Consider the following 21,985-nt stretch of genomic DNA (forward strand, 5'->3'; position numbering starts at 1 on the left):
TTAAGGGCAATGTGCTTCAATACTCGCGATAATCTATAAAAGGAACACCATTATGCGCATGATCTCCTCATTAATAGCGACTTTATTCTGTGCAGGTTCATTTGCCGCTGCGCTCCCTGATGAGCCCCACCTCTATGTAGAGGGCACTGCAAAAATGCAGGTGCAACCAGACAGAGCGACAATCCGTGTAGCAATTAGTGAAAAAAGTAAGCAGTTGGTAGAGGCTAAAAATAAGGTTGATACTGTGGTGGCAAATGCCATCAAGTTAGCGAAGCGTTTTGACATCAAAAAAGATGACATTCACGCCGAGCAGCTGAATATACACCGCCAAACTAGGTATAACCGCAACACCAACGAAGAGGAGTTTGAGGGCTTTAGGATCACCAGAAGCTTAACGCTCACTCTTGGAAAAATTGACAGTTATCCAGAGTTATTACAAGAATTAGTTAACGCAGGCATTACTGAGTTTAATAATACCGAATTTAGTGTCAGTAACCATAATGAGCTTGCGGACAAGTTGAAAAAAGAAGCGATCAAGGATGCAAAATCCGCCGCTAGTGAATTAGCCAACGAGTTTGATGTCGACCTTGATAAGCTCTATTCAGTGTCTTTCGCGCCAATGAACGTGCCTTCAGTACCATATGTGAGGCAAGCTGCGCGAGCGACACTGATGGACACAGAATCAGGCAGCTACAAAGAAGCCTATAATACCGGCGCTATCACTATTTCTGCACAAGTCTTTGCCGTATACCTAATCAAATAATCTGACCTAGCATAGGCGCTTTTCAGGCGCCTATCACATTAAAGACAAGTAACGTATAATCCCGCTTTTGCATAGAAGTTTGAGGGTTTAAAGCGGGATGAGTAAAGTATTTGTTGTTGGTTTACCAAGAACTGGCACCACAAGCCTATGCATTGCTTGTTTAGAGCTCGGGTTTAAAACCGCGCACACAGCCTACACAAGAAAAACGTTTCAAGACGCTGAAGTGATAGCCGACACGCCCGTATTCAATGACTACCAACGCCTTGCTGACGTATATCCGAATAGTCGCTTTATTTATCTAGAACGCGATATAACCAATTGGTTACCTTCTATATCGCAATTACTAGAACGTATGGCGGCAAACCTGTTGCGCTGCGATGGTGGGTTTAATGACACAATTAAACGGTGTTTTCTCGCTACGTTTTCTGGTTTAACTCAAAACACACTTAGAGATCACGACTTTTTGCGCGATTGTTATATTAAACATCAACAGCAAGCAATCACGTTTTTCAAGGCAAAGCAATTACCCTATTTACTACTGAATGTGGCTGAGGACGATGCGTTGGATAAACTGAAAAGGTTTTTAAACACAGAAGCTGCTGACTTAGATACCATGCCTTTTACCAATAAAGCAGGTAAAGTGACCGCTTGGAATGACATAAGTCATCCATTAAAAATATCGTCAACCAGAAACGGAAAGGTAGATAAGGATGCGACCTTGTATTAACTAATCGGCACTTTGCGCAAACGCCACAATAAGATAGAATGTCCGCAATTTTTTCAGTGAACTCAGTAAGTATTTCCCAATGTTTGAACTCAAATATCACACGCCTTTTGAATGGACACACAAAGTACTCGAAGACTTTGATACCTTTTTACAAGACCATGCTGCGGCGGAGAAGAAGGCATCAGGTATGGCTGTATCAATGTTAAGTCATTATCCAGATAGAATTAAACTGGTTAAAGCTATGGCAGATTTAGCGATTGAAGAAATGATCCATTTTAAACAAGTACTTAAAATATTGACCGAGCGTGGTGTGACTTTAGGAAATGATCAAAAAGACCCATATGTTAAAAAAATTCGAGCGTTGTTTAGAAATGGTCGTGACGAATTTCTAATCGACCGCTTGCTGGTTGCTGCGGTGATTGAAGCCAGAGGCCATGAGCGCTTTTCATTGGTAGCGCAAGCACTACCTGATGGCAAAGAGAAAGATTTCTATGTGGCAATTGCAAAATCGGAAGAAAAACATAAGAATCTTTTCGTAGAGCTTGCTTATGAGTATTTTGATAAACAATTAATAGACCAGCGCTTGGAAGAGATTTTAATTGCAGAAGCTAAGATCTGCGAAGAAATTCCATTCACCGCAGCACTACATTAGTTTATTATTAGCATTTATATAGGTCAGACGAATAGGGCACGTTCAACATTCGTCTGGCTGGTCAAAAAATAACACCTTTCGGAAAATAAACAAAAAATTATGTTGACTTAGCTGTCAAACTCTATATAGTGAGCATCAGCTTAAAAGTAAGACTTTTTATACACTCCATTTCGAAGCGTTAACGTTAGTACCTCCGTCCTGTAGTTTTTAAATATCATTTATTTTTTGTGCTATTCCGTCTGACTTTGATGATAGTCAGCATTTTAAATTTTAATTTACAGGATAGATATTATGTCTAACACAGTTACTGGTACCGTTAAGTGGTTCAATGAGTCTAAAGGTTTTGGTTTTATCGCTCAAGAAAATGGCGCGGACGTATTCGCTCATTTCAGCGCAATCAAAGGTGATGGCTTCAAAACTTTGGCTGAAGGCCAACGTGTAGAATTCACTCTAGCTCAAGGCCAAAAAGGTCCTCAAGCTGAGAACATCGTTGCACTTTAATTTTAAATAATTAAGTGAAACAAAAAAAGGTAGCCATTGGCTACCTTTTTTAATGTCTGCGATTCGAGCAAAGTTACAGTTTAAATTTAGAAGTTGAGTCTAGTAGGTTATCTGATAACTTATGTAGATTTTGTGCAACATCACGTACTTGCTCTAATGCCCTCATTGTCTCCTCAAATGAACTATGCATATTAGAAACGTTATCTACAACCATGGCCGCCACAGATGTTTGCTCCTCAGTCGCTGTTGCAATCTGAGAGTTCATGCCATTGATCGCTAAGATCTGCTCAGATATTTCTTGAATTGAATTACCCGTTGCTTCTGCCGCTTGGGCATTATTGGTCGCCATATCTCTTGCTGTATTCATAGCATTTACAGAATCTGACGCGGCAACCGTAAGTATATTTATAAGCTCTCTGATCTCATTGGTTGATTTAGCTGTACGTGAGGCCAGTTCTCGTACTTCATCAGCGACCACCGCAAAGCCTCGTCCTTGTTCACCAGCCCTCGCTGCCTCAATTGCTGCGTTTAAAGCTAGTAGGTTGGTTTGTTCAGCAATTGAAGTAATTACATTCAGGATTTGTGTCACGTTTTGGGTGTCATCAGCAAGCTTATTAATGGTGACAGCGGCTTTGTTTATCTCTTCACTTAAATCTTGTGATTGCGCTACAGATACGTTGATCTGTTTTAAACTCTCATCTACTGCATTTTCAGCAAGTTCCGCAGCTTGAAACGCAGATGCCGCAGATTGAGAAATGTCACCAACGCTTTGTTTCATCTCTTCCATGGAGTTACGCACCACTTCAGCATCACTAGATTGTTGCTGAGTTGCACTTTCTGCTGATTCCATGCCTTGTACAAGACGGGTAGAGTTTTCCATTAATGGCTCTACTACTGCAATGACATCTTCAACGGTACCTCTAAGCAGATTAATGAAGGCGTTGAAGTTTTTCGATACTTGACCAATTTCGTCTGCTGATGAAACTGTTAACTGAGAACTCAAAGAGCCTTTTCCTTCAGCCAACAGGTGAAGGTTACTCGCGGCTTCTCCAGCAGAAGAGCTAATGCCTCTAGCTATCATCACCGCTAATACAATGACCAGAGCTAACGAGATTACAGCGACGATAAACATCATTGTTAAGGCATCATCGGCATTTGACTTAGTATTGTTAATCAATTCTGAAAAGCGTTCGTTGGCGCGTTTTTTATCATTATTCAGATCCGCCAATATCCCTTCAAACAAATCGCTTTTCTGTTTTGCTATTTGTGGAAGTTTTGCAAAATCAGCTGTACCGTCGATCATACTCGTTGCAATTTGCTTGGCAATCTTGCCGTATTCTTGCAGGTCACGAACGGTCTTACTCGTTGGAAAGTTAGAATTTAGCGTAGGTACTTGCTTTAGGTTCTCAGTTAACTTCTTTTGCGTAGCAGCAGCTTTACTGATCAGCTCAGCATCACCGAAGGTTACTGACTGAGTATAGGTTTCATCAAGGTTTTGCATAGCAGTGACGTTTTCAGACGTCAGTATTAATAACTTATAAGTTTGGTTTTCAAGTTCATCAAGTGAGCGCTGGTTCTCCAATAAAGAGTTATAGTTAATCATTACCAAGACAATAAATGCTGCTACAGCAACTATGGTTATCGCATGGATTTTTTTTGAAATACTCATATTCTTAAAATGCAATAAATTCGACATATAACACCTTGTAATATAACAATGTGACAACCTTACGTTGTGTTAATCCCTGCTTTTGGCCCTTTTATAGGCGCAGCGCTAGTTGATTGGCACTTTCCCATGCATTTAAGCTTAGCCATATTCCAATTTTTATCAATAAAACTTTCTTTTTCGGAGGTTTAACTATACTTAGCCTGCCAATAACTTATAAATTAGGCGGAGCTATCTATGAAACTAAAAATGACTCTCTTGATCGCTGCTCTCACTTCAATGACAGCTCAAGCAGAGATTAATATTTCAGGGTTTGCAAGTGTGAACGGTGGTAAAGTACTCAGTGGCACAGGTGCGCCGCATTATGGTGTCGAACCATCATTTCTTGCTGACTATCCAATTGTAAGTACATATACAGAGGATTTTTCCTTTTCACCAGAGTCACTTATAGGGTTGCAGGTGACAGGAGATCTAGGCGACGGACTCAGTGTAACAGGCCAAATTGTGGCACGTGGTGCCAATGATTTTGATGCCGAGTTTGAATGGGCTTACATTTCTTATGACCTCAATGACAACTGGACATTGCAAGCTGGTAAGAAGCGTTTACCGCTCTTTTACTACTCCGATTTCTATGATGTTGGCTATGCCTATGTATGGATGAGGCCGCCAGCAGATAACTACACATGGCAAATTTTCAACTATGAAGGGGTCAATCTACTCTATAATGGATCGGTAGGAGATTGGGGACTGTCCGCAAATATTTACACCGGTAGAGAAGATGACACTGAGAATAAACTGTTATCTGACTTCTTCTTTAGAGCGCCCACACGAGAAATCTGGGAAGATATTTTAGGTGGTGTAGTTAACCTAAGCCATGATTGGTTAGAAATTCGTTTAACGCACATGCGCTATACAAACAAACGTTTTATCAATGGCGAACCTGAACAGTGGAACGGCAAGTTTGAGCGTGATGGTAAGTTTTATGGCTTAGCTGTCAATGCGGACTTTGGCAATCTCTTTGTACTGTCTGAATTGAACCGTCTAGAACTAGATGCTGATTTTGATACTTACATGATCAGTGTAGGGTACCGCTTTGGTGAGATTACACCTTATATTATGTATTCGGACTATGAGCAAAGTGGTGATGGTGATGTTGAGAAACATGATACAACCGCAGTGGGTGTGCGTTGGAATTTCCATCCTTCAGCAGCTTTTAAAGTGCAATATGACCGCGTTAAAGATGACTCGTTTGACTATGCCGTTGCCGGTGATAGTAAAGCGATCACGTTTGGTGTTGATGTAGTATTTTAAGGAGCTTAAGTGATGAAAAATTTAATTTATATAGCATTTATGCTGCTTTGCGCTCAGTCGTATGCAGGTGTGGCTGTGATTGTTCACCCAAGTAACTCGAGTTCATTTGACGATTCGGTGATAAATCGTATCTTTACCGGTAAAGAAAAGTCCTTTAGTAATGGCAGCAAGGCTATCCCAATTGGCCAAGATGCGGGTAACCCAGTTACAGAAGAGTTCAACACCAAAGTATTGAACAAATCTTCAGCACAACTAAAAGCTTATTGGTCAAAACTAATCTTTACAGGAAAAGGCACTCCTCCAAAAGAGGCAGCGAATGACGCTGAAGTGATACAAAGTGTATCAACCAACCCAGACACAATCGGGTTTATCTCATCCGGTTCCGTAACAGGCGATGTTAAAGTAATAAAAGAGTTTTAGAAACTAATTTAGCCTCATAAAAAACTCGCTCAATTGGGCGAGTTTTTGTTTTGTGGGAATCATAATTTTACTCAGATAAAACGACATCGTAACTAAAGTGATTACGTGACACCTGAAACTTGAATATTCTTTGGCAATCCTCTCAAGCATAAAAATAACCCTTTATACCTATTTATTTAGAATTTAATCATCATTAAAGTTTACATTTTAGAAGTGAAAGAGAATAGGTTTAATGTTTGATCAACATAAATGGCCGTATTTGGCTATGCTCGTAGGCGTTTCTATGAGTGCTTTTTTGCTGTCAAAGGTTTTATTCAAAACACAGCATCAAGAAGTAAAGCTCACATCTATTTATGGTGATGTATATATTTTTAGTCTGGTTCAGCCCAAAGGTATCAACCTTTACGCCAAAGAGTCATGCGCAATGACAAAAAAAGCAGACTGGAGATTTCTAAACGCACACAAAGACACAGTATACAAGGCCGAAGTTAGATTCCGACTAGGAGACAACGCTTGGAATTACTGTGCTTTAACACAAGAATCTGAGAGAAGCTTCAAGCAAGCAATAGACTCGTTCTTTCGCGCAGGTTGAACTGTACCGAAGAGATAAAAGCCACTTAGTGGCTTTTATCTCGTTAATTATTATAACTATGTTAGCCAGCGTGCTTTACATTAAGGCCCAGGCTGTAAGATTGTGCAAAACTGATCAGGACTCGGTGCACAAGAACCTCGTGCGGTAAACCTATGGCTGAAAAAGAATACATCTCTTTCATCAATTGAGCGTCTAACTTTCAAAAAGCCGCTAACGTGTGCTCTCTTATCAAACTGATTGCCGAAGTTGATGGTCAGTTTTTTGTTTGATTGATCTCCCCATGTGTGGGTTGACGACCAATCGTATTGAAGATAACTATTGTTTAATATATGCGGGGTCCACGTGTAATCTACCTCGGGAAAAACGCTCTCATATCGACTGATTGAGGTAATAACAGGCGCATTGATGCCACGACGATTATATGCATATGATGTAATTGCATTATTGAACGAGCTTCCTTGGTGCCCTTCGCTTGGAATATATCGACTTAACATTTCGTATTCTTCATAAGCAGTAGGAGGGCGACTAACAATTGATTTGAACTTACTTGCAATGTGGTTTAACAGCCCTTCGTCAATGTATCCTTGGTGCTCAGGTGTTGCAACGCACTGGTCAGCAGCCATTTTGCTATTAACACCTTTGACATGCTGTAGCATTTCATTTTGTCTGGCTAAATATAGTTCTTTACCACTACTGCGCACAAATGCCATAGCTAGTTCTACAACAGGCAAACAGGCCCCCATTGTCAACGGGTTATCTAGACAGTCTTTTCGTAAATCTCTTTTGAGACGTCTATCTGCCGCACCTCTATCGGAGCCAAGAGTATTGTAAGCTCTATCATGTTTATTACAGCTGCTGTGCATATCACCTATGAACTTATTTATTTTTCTGTTCAGTGATGGATCATTTTTGAAAATGGTGCACTTGTCAGTGACAACAGTTTTGGTATTACATACTTTTGCAAAAGCAGAACTTGTAAAGCCTACGCCCAAAGCGAACGTAATACATGATGAGATTATCGTTTTTTTCATTATTCACATCCTTGACGTGTATTTATATTGGGTACTTAATAATAAGTATATTCTACCCCTTGTCAATAACAAAAGTTAACAGAATGGGTTTTAAATGTTTCTTTTAGATTGTTTTAACCAGTGTGGTTTTTGATGTTTTAGTCTATATATTCTGCCAAATGTACTCAATCACGTGATTAGATTTGGGTATCTAGCCTATAAAGTGATATCAATGTGTATTCTATTTGATAGAATATGATCCAAAGTTTCTCTAAAATTCATTAACTTATACTTCGAGACTATATGACCATCGTGCTAACAAATTTGCAAATCATTGACCTTTTCCTTAGGTTCACCACTGTTGGTCTGCTCATTTCGTTGCTTATCTGGTTAAGCAATAAAAAGCACACGAGGGAAAATGTGTCATATTTAGCCCTGAACTGCTGCTTTATTGGCTATATACTGCTTAGCGCACCAATTGAAAATAGCCATTATGGTGGTATAAGAAACGTTTTGCTATTTCTAACTGATATCACACCATACGTCATTTTTTGGGTGACATTAGTACAGCTAAACGATCGCTTTACACTTATTAGTGTTTCTAAATGGTTGATGTATCCTGCTTTACTGTGGTTTTTATTATTAGCTTACAATTTTTTAGTTCTCGCCGGAGATGAACCACTTCATCAAATAAATCATGGAGTTGCCATTGCAGTGTTGTTGATATCTTGCTATTTGGCTGTACGTGAGTTTTTTGACGATCTTAATAATCAAAGACGCAATATACGTCTGTTAATCATCATACTGTGCTCAATGTATATGATAGGTTTGGTTACCTTTGAATTAATGTCATCAGCGATGAGGAACACTTGGCAGTTTAGCTTGATTAACGCCATGCTAATTTTCTTTATAACATTACTCATAACCGTGCGAACATTAGTAATTGATGACAGGTCAAACTTATCGGATGCACGTACAAGCAAGCGGCTTCTGTGTGAGGAAAACCCAAAATTAGCAGAACTGAATCATTTAATGCAGCAAGGAATATTTCTGAACTCAGAGCTAACCATTGGCAAGCTCGCTGAGGAACTAACGATACCACCGCACCAACTTAGACAGTTGATCAATCAGGAGTTGGGATTTAACAATTTCTCGCACTACTTAAATAGCTACCGAATTCCTTGGGTATGTGAACAACTCAAAGACCCTACAAAAAACAAGATTCCAGTTTTAACACTCGCTTTAGAAGCTGGGTATGGCTCAATCGCTCCATTTAACCGAGCCTTTAAAACACTAAAAGGGCAGACACCCACACAATATCGTGATCAATTTCAAAAATGATCAGTATTTTTCTAAATCGATAAGCTTTTTTACTAAAAAACATACCTAATAACGTTTTGTTTTTATTAGGAAGTTATGATGCAGAAAATTTTATTAGTAGTAATTACAGCATGTTTGGCGGCGGGCTATTTGTTGACGCCGATTTATCAAGGACTTGCTTACAAAGGCAAGTTACCATTATTTGGCTTTGATTATGTTTCTTGGCCAAGCGAACAACCCAGTACAAGCATCGTCCATGAAGAAAAATACAAACAAGCAGCGCAACGCTCTATAACTGCACTTAGAAAACAACAAGCCGAAATATTTGCGCCAGGTTACACAGCAGCTGTGGCGATTGATGAAAAATTAGTTTGGACTGGCAGTGTGGGCTGGGCGGATATCACCAAGCGCAGTGTGATGACCGAAGACTCTCAATTACGCATCGGCAGTACGTCAAAAGCGCTTACTGCAACTGGGCTTGCGCGACTAGTTGCGAATAACGAATTTGATTTGGACGAAAAGCTCGAGGAGTATTTAAAACCTCTACCTAACTGTTACTGGGCTGATATCACGGCGCGACAATTGATATCTCATATGGCGGGTATTCCTCATTATAAAGAAAACACCGAATTTATGGGAATGTTAGCAACGGTCAGTGGGAAAAATTATTACCCAGATCCACTTAATGCAATCACGCTATTTGATCAGAGCGAGACCTTATTTTCCCCTGGTGAAAAGTTTAGTTATTCAAGCCTTGGGTTTGTGCTACTAAGCGCTGCGATGCAAAAGAAAACACATAAAACCTATCAGACAATTATATCCGATATGGTGTTAAAGCCGCTGGCGATGGATGACACTTATGCGCCCACACCTAGAACACATAATATCAACTTAGCCACATTTTATTGGCAAAACTCAAGTGAACCTAATGAGTTAAAGCCTTGGTATGATGTAGACCTAAGCCATCGCTTAGCCGGAGGAGGGTGGGTTTCAACCTCAAAAGATTTAGCAAAATTAGGGCAGGGTTTTATGAAAGATGATTTTATACAACCTACAGTTAGGAAAATATTTTGGACACCACAAGCTTTAAACAATGGCGAGATTAACGCGCAAAAGTATGGTTTAGGTTGGCGTATTCATAGCCTAGATTTAGGTGCAGGGTTTACGCCCACTGAGTATATGCACCATGGCGGTGTATCTGCTGGTGCGCAAAGTTTTTTAATGGTTGTACCAAAGTACAAACTCTCAATTGCCGTTAACGCAAACGTCAGAACGAAAGTTTTTTGGGATTTTGGTAAAGTCGCACATGAATTAGCGAGGGTATTTATTAGAGAGATTGAGCAAAGATAGCGTTTTCTTTACACTTAAGTAAAGGACTCAAAGGTGGTAGCCATATGTTCAAGTTTTTTAAAAAGAAGCCCAACAAACAGTATAAGTTATCAGAGTTTGCCTTTCGTCGTATTCACAATGACCAAGTACAGGTTTATCACAAAGGCAACAACAAGTGGATGGCTTGGTATGAAATTGTAGGGGACGTATTTGACGCTTCAGATGAGCTTGTTAGCGAAATGGACTTGCATCATGCGCTAATTGATAGAACTAGAATTGGTACGCTCGATAATACCCGCGCTGCTTTAAAACGCACACCGTATAAGAGCCCTGACGCTTCATGCTATAACGGGTTTGAATCTTTTGTAGCGGATCACGTATCAGACAGTAGCTCGAGCGTCTCGGCTGAATGTGATGGAGATGCAAGTCATTCAAGCTCAAATAGCGCCGATAGCTCTAGCTTTGATTAATACATCTGTTTATCTAAAAAGCAGCTACACAAAAGTACGGCTATGAAATAGTAAAAGAAATTCGATAGCATTAACTAAAAGTGCACTGGTGGCTATCGAGCACCTAGTAATGATAATGCAATTTGCACAAGCTGATACTTTCGTTATTTTATAAACGAAGGTAAGTTTAATAAATGCAAAATATCGTAAATAAACAAGCACATCTGATAGGATACCAAGCTCATTTATGTAATTTAACATAATATAAATTATGGGTAGTTAGATCTTTAATTATTCCCCATGCTTTGTTCCAATCCACTCTATGTTTTAAAATGTCCAATACTAGACGGTATCGGACATTTTGGGTTTTTCTACGTATTCTTGTGATTATAGGCCCAAAGTTATTGAGCTTGCTGTGCTGATGACTTAGTATGTTTTCAGACAAACAATATGAAGTATCGTTATATGGAATTTGTAAAACCGCTGGAGCCGATATTGATTATCGACGACTCCAAAGAGATCCGAGATTATCTCAGCAATATACTGATTGAGTTAGGTTTCGAAGAAATTTTTGAGTCTGAAAATTTTGAGTCTGCTAAAGCCTTGCTAATCGACAACCCGCCCAATGTTATCTTCTTGGATATCGAATTGCCCGACACAGATGGCACCCAAATACTAGAGTTTATAAATGACCATTACCCAAATACACATGTCATTATGTGCTCTGGCCACAACAGCCTCGAAAACGTTCAAAACACTTGGGAACTTGGCGCTAAAGGTTTTATCGCAAAGCCCTTCAATGCTAAAAAAGTTGATACGGTACTAAAGCGCATAGAAATGATTGCATGAGTCATCCGATAAAAAAAATTACACATCAACTTTCGCATATTATTTTTGGAAAAGAACAGCAAATTAAATTGGCAGTATGTTGTTTACTTTGTCGCGGTCACTTATTGATCGAAGACTTACCAGGTATGGGTAAAACTACCTTGTCTCACGGCCTAGCTGATGTGCTAGGTCTTAGTTACCAGCGTGTTCAGTTCACCAGTGATTTACTGCCCGCTGACGTGATTGGTTCAGCCATTTTTAATAGCACTGAACACAAGTTTACGTTTCATGCTGGGCCTGTTTTTAGCCAAGTACTACTTGGGGATGAAATAAACCGTGCCAGTCCAAAAACTCAAAGTGCCTTGTTAGAGGCTATGGAAGAGCGGCAAGTGACAGTAGATGGTGTCAGCCATCCACTGCCAGAGCCGTTTTTTGTGATTGCTACACAAAACCCAATACATCAGTCAGGTACTCACCCCCTACCCGAGTCTCAACTAGACCGCTTCTTTATGCGTATTAGCTTAGGCTATCCAAGCGAAGATGCTGAGCGAAAGTTGATTTTAGGAAGCAAGCAAAATCAACGATTAGAAGTAAGTAAAGTAATTGATATTGAAGAATTATTTAGTCTTCAAACACAGGCAAAAAATGTCACATTGGCTGAGAGTGTACTTGATTATATTCTTGCATTGGTAAAATACACGCGACACTCTGGATTATTTACTGACCCACTTTCACCGCGTGCAAGCATTGCATTGGGCCGTGCTGCCAGAACATGGGCACTGATGGATGAAAGAGATTTTGCAACACAAGACGATGTCCAAGCCGTATTTGGTAGTATTGCCGCACATAGGCTCAATATTCCGTGTCATTTGCAAGAGCAAGCAATATCGGACATTTTAAACGAAGTGGTGATCCCGCTTTGAGCGAAGGATATATAAGCCATTTTCTTTCTCGTGTGATCCGTAAAAAGCATGAAGGCGATCGGATCACGCTCAAACACAATACAATCTACGTTATTCCATCAACAACCGGTTTGGGTTTTGTTTCTGTCAGTGCCTTGAATTTTGTACTTGGTATTAATTATCAAAATAATCTGCTGCTTGGTGTTGCCTATTTGATGATCATATTATTGGTCGTATCTATTATTTATGGTTATTTGAATATGAGTGGAGCTCAAATTAGGTTGGTTTCCATACAATCTGCACATCGCTCTACCCCACCTACGGCAACTTTTGAACTAAATACCAAAGCAAGGCTACAACAACTATCAATTGAACATAATCATATAAAGCAACAAATTACCTTACCTGTCGTGGAAGCTTCCGAGTTGTTCAGTATAGAATTTGAGTTCCCTAGAGGTAAACATTCTTTAGGTCGCTTTAAATTTATAAGCCACTTTCCTTTTGGTTTAGTCTCCGTATGGAGTTACCTGTACTGTAACAAATGTATATACGCGTACCCTGATCCTGTTGTGGATAAAAGTAATAGACAGGAATTTGAAAGTCATAATAGAGAGGCTCAATTAGTACACTCCTCATCACATTTAAGCGATGAGTTTAAGCAGCTAGTGCCTTATCAGTCAGGCACGAATATGCATCGTATTTCTTGGCGACACTTCGCCAAAACACAGCAACTTTTGGTAAAAGACTATGAAGGAGAAACGGGAGCACGCACGTTAGGTTTTGATTTTGATACCCTTGAAGGGAATGTTGAAGAACGCCTTGAAAAGTTATGTTATCTCGTGCTCCAAGCCCATCAAAATAACCTTTGTTATGCATTAAAATTAGGTCCTCGCTTGATAAAGGCGGCTCAAGGAGAGCAGCATAAAGTAACCTGCTTGGAGGCGCTCAGTGATTACTAATCACCTGACCATCACGTTAAGCTACTTATTGATTACCTTTTTACCGGTCACACCTTTTGGTACACCATTTAATATCCTGATGCTATTGCTTGCAATTTGGCATGGTGTAATGGTGTATAAGAAAAATACCGGAGTGAAAAATTCACTGCTAAATATAATTGCAATATTAGGTATTGCAATAACGGTGATCTCCATAAACATTACAAACACCGTAGAGCTGTTCGTAGCCTTAATGCTACTTGCTTGCCAATTGAAAGTACTACAAGCGACAACAAATAGACAATGGCAGCAGATCCATGTTTTGAATTTTTTCACCATACCTAGCGTATTTTTGTTCTCGCAAAGTTTATATGTTGCACTTATGGTTATGATGCTGCTGGGAATAAACTTAGTGGCTATGTTGCAACTACAGCATAGAGCTTCGTTGGCATATTCAGGTAAATTCACGCTCTCAACAGTTTTACTTAGCATGGCACTGAGCATACTGTTATTAATATTTATGCCAAAGCTCCCTGCGTTTTGGCAAATGCCCGGCCCTACACTTGCGAAAACTGGTCTCACAGAAGATGTTGACCCGTTTAACATCGTAAAACTGGCAAAATCAGATGAATTGGCATTTAGAGCAATTTTCAGCGACGGTTCGCAACCACAAATTAATACACCGCTTTATTGGCGTGCAATTATTCATGACAAGTTTGATGGTAACCAGTGGCGCATGTCAAATTTGCAAAACGTCTCTAGCAATTTGACTGCCAATTCAAATCAGCCACCTTATAAAATTATTGCCCAAGCGAGTAATCTGCCATGGCTTTATGCCCTTGAACATGCGATTAGCCCAACAAAAGCGGTCAATAATAATTACTTTGGTACACTTTTTAGAACCGATAAGATTACCTCTACTTTCGAATATCAGGTGCAACCTGCTAATGCGCGCCAACAGGTTCATATGCCGAATTGGCAATATCGCTTTTATACCACCTTGCCAGAGCAGTTAAATCCAAAAACTCAGGCATTGGCTAAACAATGGGATCTTAGTTCAACGACGACCAAACAGTTTATCGACTTAATGCAGCTGTATTTTGTCACACAGGCGTTTAGTTACACACTTACCCCAGATGTCACTAATTCAGAACACAAAGTTGACCAGTTCTTATTTGAGTATAAAAATGGCTTTTGCGGACACTATGCTTCCAGCGTTGCTATTTTACTCAGAAGCGCAGGGATTCCTGCGCGTTTAGTTTCTGGGTATTTAGGCGCTGAGTATAATAATCAACTTGGATACTTCAGTGTATACCAATACGACGCGCACGCATGGGTTGAATATTATGTGCCCAATGAAGGATGGAAAGTCTTAGACCCAACCGCTTGGGTTTCTCCTGATCGTCTGTTGGGGTCACTGTCTGAGCACCAAACATTAGCTGGCGAGTTTCAACAAAACCTGGGCTTAAGCCTCGTTGCATGGTCCGATTTTAAGGCTGTTAATTGGCTTAGATTACAATTGGAGCAGCTAGACTATCAATGGACACGATGGGTTTTGAACTTTGACCAACAAAAGCAGGCGTCTCTTTTACAGGCTTTATTTGGTGCTAAAGGCAAGCAATGGGTTGGCGCGTTGGTGATTTTAATCATATCTGTAGTATTAACACTTTTGTTCTTTTACGTAAAACGGGCTCAGCAAGTAAAAGAAGCGCTCGCAATAAAACGCTACCGGCAATTAATTGGACTGTCGAAGAAGAACTTATCAGCAGCTCCACCCAAACGCGCTGTGGATGAGCTAATTCAGCAATTTACAGATCACCGTGAGATGTTGCAGCAATTTTATGCAGATTTTGCGGCAAATAGATATCAAGGCAAATCTTTTGGCAAAAACCAGAACAAACACGCCAAAAATTTGATAAATTCAATAAAAACAAAAGCAAAGAGATAGATATGAATGCAGTAATTATAGGCGTTTTATTAATGCTCAGTTTGGCGCTGCTGCGCGTCAATGTCATAGTGGCAATGACGGTTAGTGCGATGGTAGCCGGATTAAGTGCAGGACTTGGACTTAACGACACAATGAATGCCTTTAACAGTGGCCTATCTGGGGGCGCGGAAATTGCGCTCAGTTATGCTATGTTGGGCGGGTTTGCAGTAGCAATTTCAAAATCTGGATTGACGCATATTTTGGCTCAGAAACTATTGAGTTTGGTCGATAACTCTGACGAAGCCCATACTAGAGTGCTGAGCTTTACCATTATGAGTATTATCCTGCTATGTGCAGTTGCCTCGCAAAACCTCATCCCTGTGCATATCGCATTTATACCCATTCTAATCCCACCGTTACTGACAATTCTAAACAAGCTTTCTTTAGATAGACGAGCTATTGCTTGTATTTTGACATTTGGTCTGGCAACGTCATATATGGTACTTCCCTACGGTTTTGGTGGTATTTACCTTTACTCAATCTTGCATAAAAACCTAACGGATAATGGCTTAGATATGGTCAATACTCAAGTTCCTATGGCAATGATAATCCCTGCAATAGGAATGCTGGTAGGCTTAGTCATCGCCGTTTTTGTGAGCTATCGTAAAGGTCGAGAATACAAACACAACGAAGCAAGCGAAGTTGCCGCCGCGAAAGAAATTGAAAACCCCAAAAAGGTGATGATAATCGGCGCTATAGCGGTTATCAGTTCATTACTAGCTCAAAACATTAGTGGTTCGATGATCTTGGGTGGCTTAGTGGGTGTCATGATGTTTAGCGTTTTCGGCATCGTCAAGTGGGAACAAAGCTCAGATGTTTTCAGTCGCGGTGTTGCTATGATGGCCATGATTGGCTTTATCATGATTTCGGCGCAAGGCTTTGCATCTGTAATGAAAGCTACCGGTGATGTGGCGAGTTTAGTCGAGGCTTGTTCACAGTTTATTGGTGACAACAAACCGTTAGCTGCTGCAATGATTTTACTAGTTGGTTTGCTAATTACCATGGGGATTGGCAGTTCATTCTCCACGGTTCCCATTATCGCTACGCTATTTGTGCCTTTATGTATGGAAGTAGGCTTTTCAGTGATGGCAACCGCAGCGCTTGTTGGTACTGCTGGCGCGCTGGGCGATGCAGGCTCCCCTGCTTCCGACTCGACCTTAGGACCAACATCTGGGTTAAACGCCGATGGTCAACATGACCATATTTGGGATTCTGTTGTGCCCACATTTATACACTTCAACATCCCGTTGCTTATATTTGGCTGGATAGCTGCAATGGTGCTGTAATTATTTGAGTTTTACTTTAAAAGGCTTATCGAAGTGATAAGCCTTTTTTGTTTAACTGGACAAAAATTAGGAATTTGAAGATCTATATTACCCTACACTCAATTAACTTTTAGCATATGTGTTGATGACGACATCAACGTAATCTTTTTTTTCCCCTATCGCTATGAGGCTGTAACGGTTGGTTTCGTCACCATTGTTTTTTATCTATACGCTGAGATATAAAATGACTTTCAGATTTTATTTTTAGTAGATCAGCCAATACAAGTTTGTAACTGATAAACAACGACTTTATATATCGAGTAAGCTAGAACAATAACATAAAATAACCATATAGTTGAAACCTCTTCCTTTCTACCGCCTTACAATAACGTTTTTGTAGAAAACGAGTTTTAAAATTTATGTTTATTGCTAAGTAATATAGAACCAAGCACCTGTATGATGTGTTCTTGTGGTAATTCATAAAGAGGGCGGTGGCCGCCCTTGCTTTTATTTGTATACTGGACAGGTTATTCTTTAAATCCTGATAACATTTTCTCACAAACTACAGGCGTTGGTCTGTGGTTATCATCAACCGCTACAAAAGTAAAACTACCTGATATGGCCAAGTGCTTGTCATCTTTATGCATTCGCTCTAGATAAATCTCTACTTCAACTTTCAAACTGGTGTTACCAACATGTACGACTCGAGACACTAGCTCTGCAAATGTGCCTGCAGGAATTGCTTCTTTGAAGTCTACTCGGTCTGATGAAATAGTTACCAAGGGCTTTCGACAAAACCGAGTCGCCGCGATGAAAGCAACCTCATCCATCCAAGCTAACGCATCTCCACCAAACAAGGTGTTATGATGGTTTGTTCTACCAGGGAAGACGGTCTTTGTTACCGAAGTTACTGAGTCTTCTATGCGTTTTGCAATAATTGCGTCTTTATCTGTCTGTGTCATTTACTACTTTTGCTCGCCAATGTGTCTTGCATTAATAACTGTGGATCTAGACGTTCATTATACCAATTAAAACGCCAGTCCAAATGTGGGCCGGTTACCCTGCCCGTTGCTCCAATATCTGCAAAGTGATCGCCGGTTTCTAATTGGTCGCCCACTTTGACATGAAGTTTACTCAAATGAATGTATGTAGAGCTGACTCCGTAGCCATGGTCGACAATCACTGTTCCACCGCTGTAATACAGATCAGCATCAGCAAAGGTAACTACGCCCGGTAGTGGAGCCAATACTGGTGTGCCAGTTTTATTTGCTATATCAAGTCCATAATGTGGGTTACGAGGCTTACCATTAAAGAACCTTTGACTGCCATAAACACCTGATATTCTACCCGGGGCAGGCCTAAATACAGGCTCTTTAAAATACTCTAATCGAGATTCTGTAGCGCGCGCTTCTCTAACAGCTTTGGCCTCTTGGCGAATACGTTTTAGTACAGAATCAGGAGGAGACACATACTTTTTCTCAACTCCTGTAATACGGTCAATTTTGAACTCGCGTTCCGTGATCACCAGTTCCTTGCTGTGTTGTTTGTTATCATTATCAACCCAGCTTAATGTATGAGTAGTTTGCGCATCGCGGCCAAAACCAAATACAAACTCTCCGTCATTGGTAAGTTTTAGCTGTTTATCATTGAAGCTTACCTGTTTAACATTGGCAATTTTACCAATCACCATCCCGCCTTGGGTCAGGTTGCCTTTTAGTTCAAGTGCGTTGACATTGAGCGCTGTTAAAATCGACAATGCGAGCACTATCCCTTTTTTAAGCATATGCAATCGCTCCTTTACCCACTCCTTCGTAGGCTTTAACCATAATTTCTTTTTCCGCAGACTCAAGTTTTATTTGGTGCGCCAAATATTCAGCGATACATTCAACGGTGGTATCACAAGGAAGAATGTCACAGCGCTTGCGACTGATAGCTAATTCAAAATAGCCTTGAGTTGCGTCATAGGCAAAGCAGACATCTCCATCTAGCGCCTTTACATGGCGAAGCTGCTGTGGCTGTATTATATCTTCCTCTGTTCCTAGGTAGATATCTTGCCATTTACTTGCCCATAGCTTTTGCAAACGAGGATGTTTCATGCCATCTACGAATACACCTATCTGTGAACGGTGGCCGTGAATGATACGTTGACAGTTACCATCGTGCTTTTTCAAACCGTGGCTGTAATGGTAGTAAAAGCTCTCTGCTTTCTCCGCTCGCAACTCTATACCTATATCTTTTACGTTTTCAGGCATTTTTGGCATGATCACAGATTTGAGAAATTCAACAACAGAATGCTCATCTACCTTGTCACCGTCAAGCAAGCACACTGATTGTTCGGGTGCGCTCATCGCTAAATGATAGCCATCGCCAAACTGACAGTCTAATTCAACACGACCGTCTTTGATATCTACGGTTCCGTTCAACCCTTTTGCAATAGCAAGCTTATGATCTATGGTGTCATCGATAATGCGCTTGATTTGCTTTTTAACCAGCGCGAAATCTAAAACCATAGATTCATTATTTAGTTGACCGTGCAAGGTCAAATCAACTATCCAGCTTTCACCCACTGCGCCACGCTGATTACAAAGGTAAGAAAAATCAATCACTGTCAGTGAATCTACAAAAAGGATCATAAACTTCCGATAATCTAATCAAACTATGGTCGTTATTATAAAGTTTTTTAAGACAAATATCGCGTCAAACCGTAAGAGAATTGCATTTTAATGAGAATTATTCTTACATAAGACACAAATTTAACTGTTCAGAGTTGTTTAGCGTACATCTGTACGCTAAAGTAACCCGGAAATTTTCAGCAAAGATTGTGAACTATGGAACCAAAAAATAGCTATACAAAAGAAGAATTAATCCTATGTGGTCGCGGTGAAATGTTTGGCGAAGGTAACTGCCGCTTGCCAAGTGACAACATGTTAATGATGGACCGAATCGTTGAAATCAATGATGATGGCGGTGAGTTTGGAAAAGGTCACATTATTGCTGAGCTTGATATCAATCCTGAGCTTTGGTTCTTTGATTGTCACTTTAAAGGTGATCCGGTAATGCCAGGCTGCTTAGGTCTTGATGCTATGTGGCAACTTGTTGGCTTTTTCTTAGGATGGTCGGGCGGCCCTGGCCTTGGTCGTGCACTAGGTGTGGGTGAAGTAAAATTTACCGGTCAGATCCTGCCTACCGCGAAAAAAGTAACATATCGCATCGACATGAAACGTGTTATCAAGCGTAAATTATTTATGGGTATGGCTGATGGCACTGTTGAAGTAGACGGCCGCGTGATATACGAAGCAAAAGACTTAAAAGTTGGTCTTTTCCAAGATACCAGTGCATTTTAATAGTGAAAAACTGGTACATACAACAAAGCCCCAAAAGAGGGGCTTTGTTGTATGTAATCTGTGTTTTATGAATTAGGTTTTGAAGGTATTACGATTTTCAATCGCTTCGCGCCATCCACCCAGCCATTCTGATCTAGGCTCTACTTGTTGGTATGGACATAAGTCTTTTGATCTGCCAGCTAATCCTGCTTTAAATCCTTGTGAATGTGCTCTTTCTAAGCGATCTCTTTTCTGTCTCTTCATAGGTAAAATCCTCACCTTTTCTTTTCAATGATGCAGCGACCAAGACGGTCTCTGACATTTAATAATTAGTTAATAAAACCGTCGTTATCAACTCATAGCGCATTTAATTTTCGCTAATGAAGGCGTGTTTTGTAGCACCCTCTTGATAACACAGAAATTGTTTTTTAACTGATGCGTATTACGCGCACATCACGCAGTATTGAATTATTGAGAACAACCAACTTGGGCGAGCCTGCTACGCACAATTGAACGGACGCATCACTCGCTATAAAGTTAGTACAGAGCGGGGTTGGCCAAACCTTCATCTTCAATAAATCATATTCGCCCAATCCATGCAATGATATTTATCAAGGTTTTTTTTAGAGCTGTTAACAGTTAAATTAATTATCTATTGATTTTGGATGGTTTGATTATAGAATCCAATAAAATTGTATTTTTTGGATTAAAACCACCTGTGATTATATAAAAAAACATTCATAATTTTGACATAAAAACTTTCCTTTTGAATTCAATGCTCAACAAAAAACCTCCATAACAGACCACTTTAATTCCAAAAAATCGTCCCCATAACTTGGTTTATTTTCAAAATACATTGACGCTATTTTTGTATTGGCACCTTAATACCTGCCATTTTTATTTAACTTGGGTCAACAAACGGCTATAGGAGTGTCATGAGTTAATACTTCTGTATTGCCTGCGATATTTCTTCGCCAAAACTAGCGATTAAGTTGCTGCAATATTTTCCAACGAATTTGTCTAGCCTGTACGTCATCTATATTCCCTAAACTCCCTAACGCTTCTTTTTCGATATGCTCATGAGTATTGTCAGAAAAAACATAGTGGTCGAATATCGCTTTCCACGCTTGTTTTTGAGCTGGCGGTAAATGCCCAATAGACATTATGGCGTGATTTAATACATCCGTAGGTAAACCTAAATATGCATCGGTTTCACGCCACCAATAATTTATCAAGGCATTGATAGTGGAAGTACTTCTAACATGGTGCCACCACATACTGGGAATATAGATAGCATCCCCAGGTGCTAACTCAGCGTATAAGCTTTGCTCTAGTGCACTTTGAAACTTGGGAAATTTTTGACTGTCTGGGGCGTTGAAATTAACCATGCTGACTATCTGACCTGCCGGAGTGAAGTCAATTGGCCCAGGATATAAAGCATCGATCTGATCTGGCCCAAACATGGTAAATTGCCTTTTGCCAGCAACAACGCAGGCAATATTTTGTGGAATATCATAGTGGGCAGCAACTTCGCTACGATTACCTAGCCACAGACTCACCAACGGCGAATAATCAAGCATAGGCAAAGCATTTTCTTGTGCAAAGTTCGGCAAGCAGTATCCTAACGTTGTCGAGCCCATATAAATACTCTGCTGATTATCTGCCTGTTGATTTTGAAGCCGTGAAAGAACATCACTGAGATGCGTTTTTATCTGACTGAAGTTTTTTTTGGTTTGGCTCTCGTCATAAAAAAACCGTCCATTGTACTTTGCCTCACACTCATAAGCATAAACACTCGCATTGGCATCAAAATGCTTAAGATAGTTACAAAATCTATCATCTGAGTCTAAAGCTGCCGCAACAACGGGCCAATGCGAAACCACACCTTTAAACACCAAGGGCTGTGGGTTATCAGTGCATAACTGCCCATGAACCAACGCAACCATTTCCTCTGGTGCCAAATCATGGTACTGAGTAATTTGCTCCATTCGCTAATAACACT

The 21,985-nt window shown here is 40.2% G+C and carries 23 protein-coding genes; 16 read left to right on the top strand and 7 right to left on the bottom strand.

Going from position 1 to position 21,985, the window contains the following annotated elements:
- Positions 1–52: 52 nt before the first annotated feature.
- The 4 genes from BIW53_RS04210 (at position 53) to cspE (ending at position 2,643) form a co-directional block, all read left to right on the top strand.
- Complete coding sequence (locus tag BIW53_RS04210; RefSeq protein WP_070990566.1) at positions 53–763, top strand: SIMPL domain-containing protein; 711 nt, start codon at positions 53–55, stop codon at positions 761–763.
- Between the two features lie 97 nt (positions 764–860).
- A complete protein-coding gene (locus BIW53_RS04215) occupies positions 861–1,490 on the top strand; it encodes a sulfotransferase family protein (protein WP_070990567.1) in 630 nt (209 codons plus the stop codon).
- 79 nt (positions 1,491–1,569) lie between these two features.
- Positions 1,570–2,142, top strand: coding sequence for a MiaE family protein (locus BIW53_RS04220; RefSeq protein ID WP_070990568.1), 573 nt, complete (start codon positions 1,570–1,572; stop codon positions 2,140–2,142).
- Between the two features lie 291 nt (positions 2,143–2,433).
- A complete protein-coding gene (gene cspE / locus BIW53_RS04225; protein WP_070985466.1) occupies positions 2,434–2,643 on the top strand; it encodes a transcription antiterminator/RNA stability regulator CspE in 210 nt (69 codons plus the stop codon).
- A 73-nt stretch (positions 2,644–2,716) separates the two neighbouring features.
- On the opposite strand, the gene BIW53_RS04230 is transcribed toward cspE, so the two are convergent.
- A complete protein-coding gene (locus tag BIW53_RS04230; RefSeq protein ID WP_070990569.1) occupies positions 2,717–4,339 on the bottom strand; it encodes a methyl-accepting chemotaxis protein in 1,623 nt (540 codons plus the stop codon).
- A 207-nt stretch (positions 4,340–4,546) separates the two neighbouring features.
- Between BIW53_RS04230 and BIW53_RS04235 the strand changes: the two genes are divergently transcribed.
- The 3 genes from BIW53_RS04235 to BIW53_RS04245 all read left to right on the top strand — a co-directional run bounded on the left by BIW53_RS04235 (position 4,547) and on the right by BIW53_RS04245 (position 6,632).
- Positions 4,547–5,620, top strand: a complete 1,074-nt coding sequence (locus BIW53_RS04235) for a porin (RefSeq protein ID WP_070990570.1) — start codon at positions 4,547–4,549, stop codon at positions 5,618–5,620.
- Positions 5,621–5,632: 12 nt separating this feature from the next.
- Positions 5,633–6,040 carry a type 2 periplasmic-binding domain-containing protein gene (locus BIW53_RS04240; protein ID WP_070990571.1) on the top strand — a complete coding sequence of 136 codons (408 nt, stop codon included), beginning with the start codon at positions 5,633–5,635 and terminating at the stop codon, positions 6,038–6,040.
- A gap of 283 nt (positions 6,041–6,323) precedes the next feature.
- On the top strand, positions 6,324–6,632 hold the full coding sequence (locus tag BIW53_RS04245; RefSeq protein WP_139158777.1) for a hypothetical protein: 309 nt from the start codon (positions 6,324–6,326) through the stop codon (positions 6,630–6,632).
- Positions 6,633–6,712: 80 nt separating this feature from the next.
- Here the strand turns inward: BIW53_RS04245 and BIW53_RS04250 are convergent, their stop codons facing one another.
- Positions 6,713–7,663 (bottom strand): phospholipase A2 family protein, encoded by a 951-nt coding sequence (locus BIW53_RS04250; protein WP_070990573.1) that lies wholly within the window; start codon positions 7,661–7,663, stop codon positions 6,713–6,715.
- Between the two features lie 399 nt (positions 7,664–8,062).
- Here BIW53_RS04250 and BIW53_RS04255 point away from each other — a divergent pair, with 399 nt between their 5' ends.
- From BIW53_RS04255 to BIW53_RS04290, 8 genes are all read left to right on the top strand, one after another.
- Positions 8,063–8,983: a helix-turn-helix domain-containing protein gene (locus BIW53_RS04255; RefSeq protein ID WP_175442090.1), complete on the top strand. Its 921-nt coding sequence runs from the start codon at positions 8,063–8,065 to the stop codon at positions 8,981–8,983.
- Positions 8,984–9,058: 75 nt separating this feature from the next.
- Positions 9,059–10,312, top strand: a complete 1,254-nt coding sequence (locus tag BIW53_RS04260) for a serine hydrolase domain-containing protein (RefSeq protein WP_084228067.1) — start codon at positions 9,059–9,061, stop codon at positions 10,310–10,312.
- A gap of 44 nt (positions 10,313–10,356) precedes the next feature.
- Positions 10,357–10,761 (top strand): hypothetical protein, encoded by a 405-nt coding sequence (locus BIW53_RS04265; RefSeq protein ID WP_070990576.1) that lies wholly within the window; start codon positions 10,357–10,359, stop codon positions 10,759–10,761.
- Between the two features lie 444 nt (positions 10,762–11,205).
- Positions 11,206–11,589 (top strand): response regulator, encoded by a 384-nt coding sequence (locus tag BIW53_RS04270; protein ID WP_070990577.1) that lies wholly within the window; start codon positions 11,206–11,208, stop codon positions 11,587–11,589.
- Positions 11,586–12,491 (top strand): AAA family ATPase, encoded by a 906-nt coding sequence (locus BIW53_RS04275; protein WP_070990578.1) that lies wholly within the window; start codon positions 11,586–11,588, stop codon positions 12,489–12,491. Before BIW53_RS04270 ends, BIW53_RS04275 begins: the two co-directional genes overlap by 4 nt.
- Entirely contained in the window at positions 12,431–13,429 is a 999-nt protein-coding gene (locus tag BIW53_RS04280; RefSeq protein WP_139158778.1) for a DUF58 domain-containing protein, read from the top strand. The genes BIW53_RS04275 and BIW53_RS04280 overlap by 61 nt, the downstream gene beginning before the upstream one ends.
- Positions 13,419–15,356 (top strand): transglutaminase TgpA family protein, encoded by a 1,938-nt coding sequence (locus BIW53_RS04285; RefSeq protein WP_070990580.1) that lies wholly within the window; start codon positions 13,419–13,421, stop codon positions 15,354–15,356. Before BIW53_RS04280 ends, BIW53_RS04285 begins: the two co-directional genes overlap by 11 nt.
- A 2-nt stretch (positions 15,357–15,358) precedes the next feature.
- A complete protein-coding gene (locus BIW53_RS04290; RefSeq protein WP_070990581.1) occupies positions 15,359–16,681 on the top strand; it encodes a Na+/H+ antiporter family protein in 1,323 nt (440 codons plus the stop codon).
- 506 nt (positions 16,682–17,187) lie between these two features.
- Here the strand turns inward: BIW53_RS04290 and BIW53_RS04295 are convergent.
- From BIW53_RS04295 to BIW53_RS04305, 3 genes are read right to left on the bottom strand one after another with little or no spacing between them, the layout of a single operon-like run.
- Positions 17,188–17,622: an acyl-CoA thioesterase gene (locus BIW53_RS04295; protein ID WP_070990582.1), complete on the bottom strand. Its 435-nt coding sequence runs from the start codon at positions 17,620–17,622 to the stop codon at positions 17,188–17,190.
- Positions 17,619–18,443 (bottom strand): M23 family metallopeptidase, encoded by an 825-nt coding sequence (locus BIW53_RS04300; protein ID WP_070990583.1) that lies wholly within the window; start codon positions 18,441–18,443, stop codon positions 17,619–17,621. The genes BIW53_RS04295 and BIW53_RS04300 overlap by 4 nt, the downstream gene beginning before the upstream one ends.
- Positions 18,436–19,293, bottom strand: a complete 858-nt coding sequence (locus tag BIW53_RS04305) for a 6-carboxytetrahydropterin synthase (protein WP_070990584.1) — start codon at positions 19,291–19,293, stop codon at positions 18,436–18,438. Before BIW53_RS04305 ends, BIW53_RS04300 begins: the two co-directional genes overlap by 8 nt.
- A 195-nt stretch (positions 19,294–19,488) precedes the next feature.
- On the opposite strand from BIW53_RS04305, the gene fabA reads away from it, so the two are divergent.
- On the top strand, positions 19,489–20,004 hold the full coding sequence (gene fabA / locus BIW53_RS04310; protein ID WP_070990585.1) for a 3-hydroxyacyl-[acyl-carrier-protein] dehydratase FabA: 516 nt from the start codon (positions 19,489–19,491) through the stop codon (positions 20,002–20,004).
- A gap of 72 nt (positions 20,005–20,076) precedes the next feature.
- Here the strand turns inward: fabA and rmf are convergent, their stop codons facing one another.
- Both rmf and BIW53_RS04320 read right to left on the bottom strand, forming a co-directional pair.
- Positions 20,077–20,247 carry a ribosome modulation factor gene (rmf, locus tag BIW53_RS04315; protein WP_070985445.1) on the bottom strand — a complete coding sequence of 57 codons (171 nt, stop codon included), beginning with the start codon at positions 20,245–20,247 and terminating at the stop codon, positions 20,077–20,079.
- Positions 20,248–20,963: 716 nt separating this feature from the next.
- A complete protein-coding gene (locus BIW53_RS04320) occupies positions 20,964–21,971 on the bottom strand; it encodes a cupin-like domain-containing protein (RefSeq protein WP_070990586.1) in 1,008 nt (335 codons plus the stop codon).
- Between the last annotated feature and the right edge of the window lie 14 nt (positions 21,972–21,985).

Origin of the sequence: Pseudoalteromonas byunsanensis (assembly GCF_001854475.1) — a bacterium.
Classification (GTDB): domain Bacteria; phylum Pseudomonadota; class Gammaproteobacteria; order Enterobacterales; family Alteromonadaceae; genus Pseudoalteromonas; species Pseudoalteromonas byunsanensis.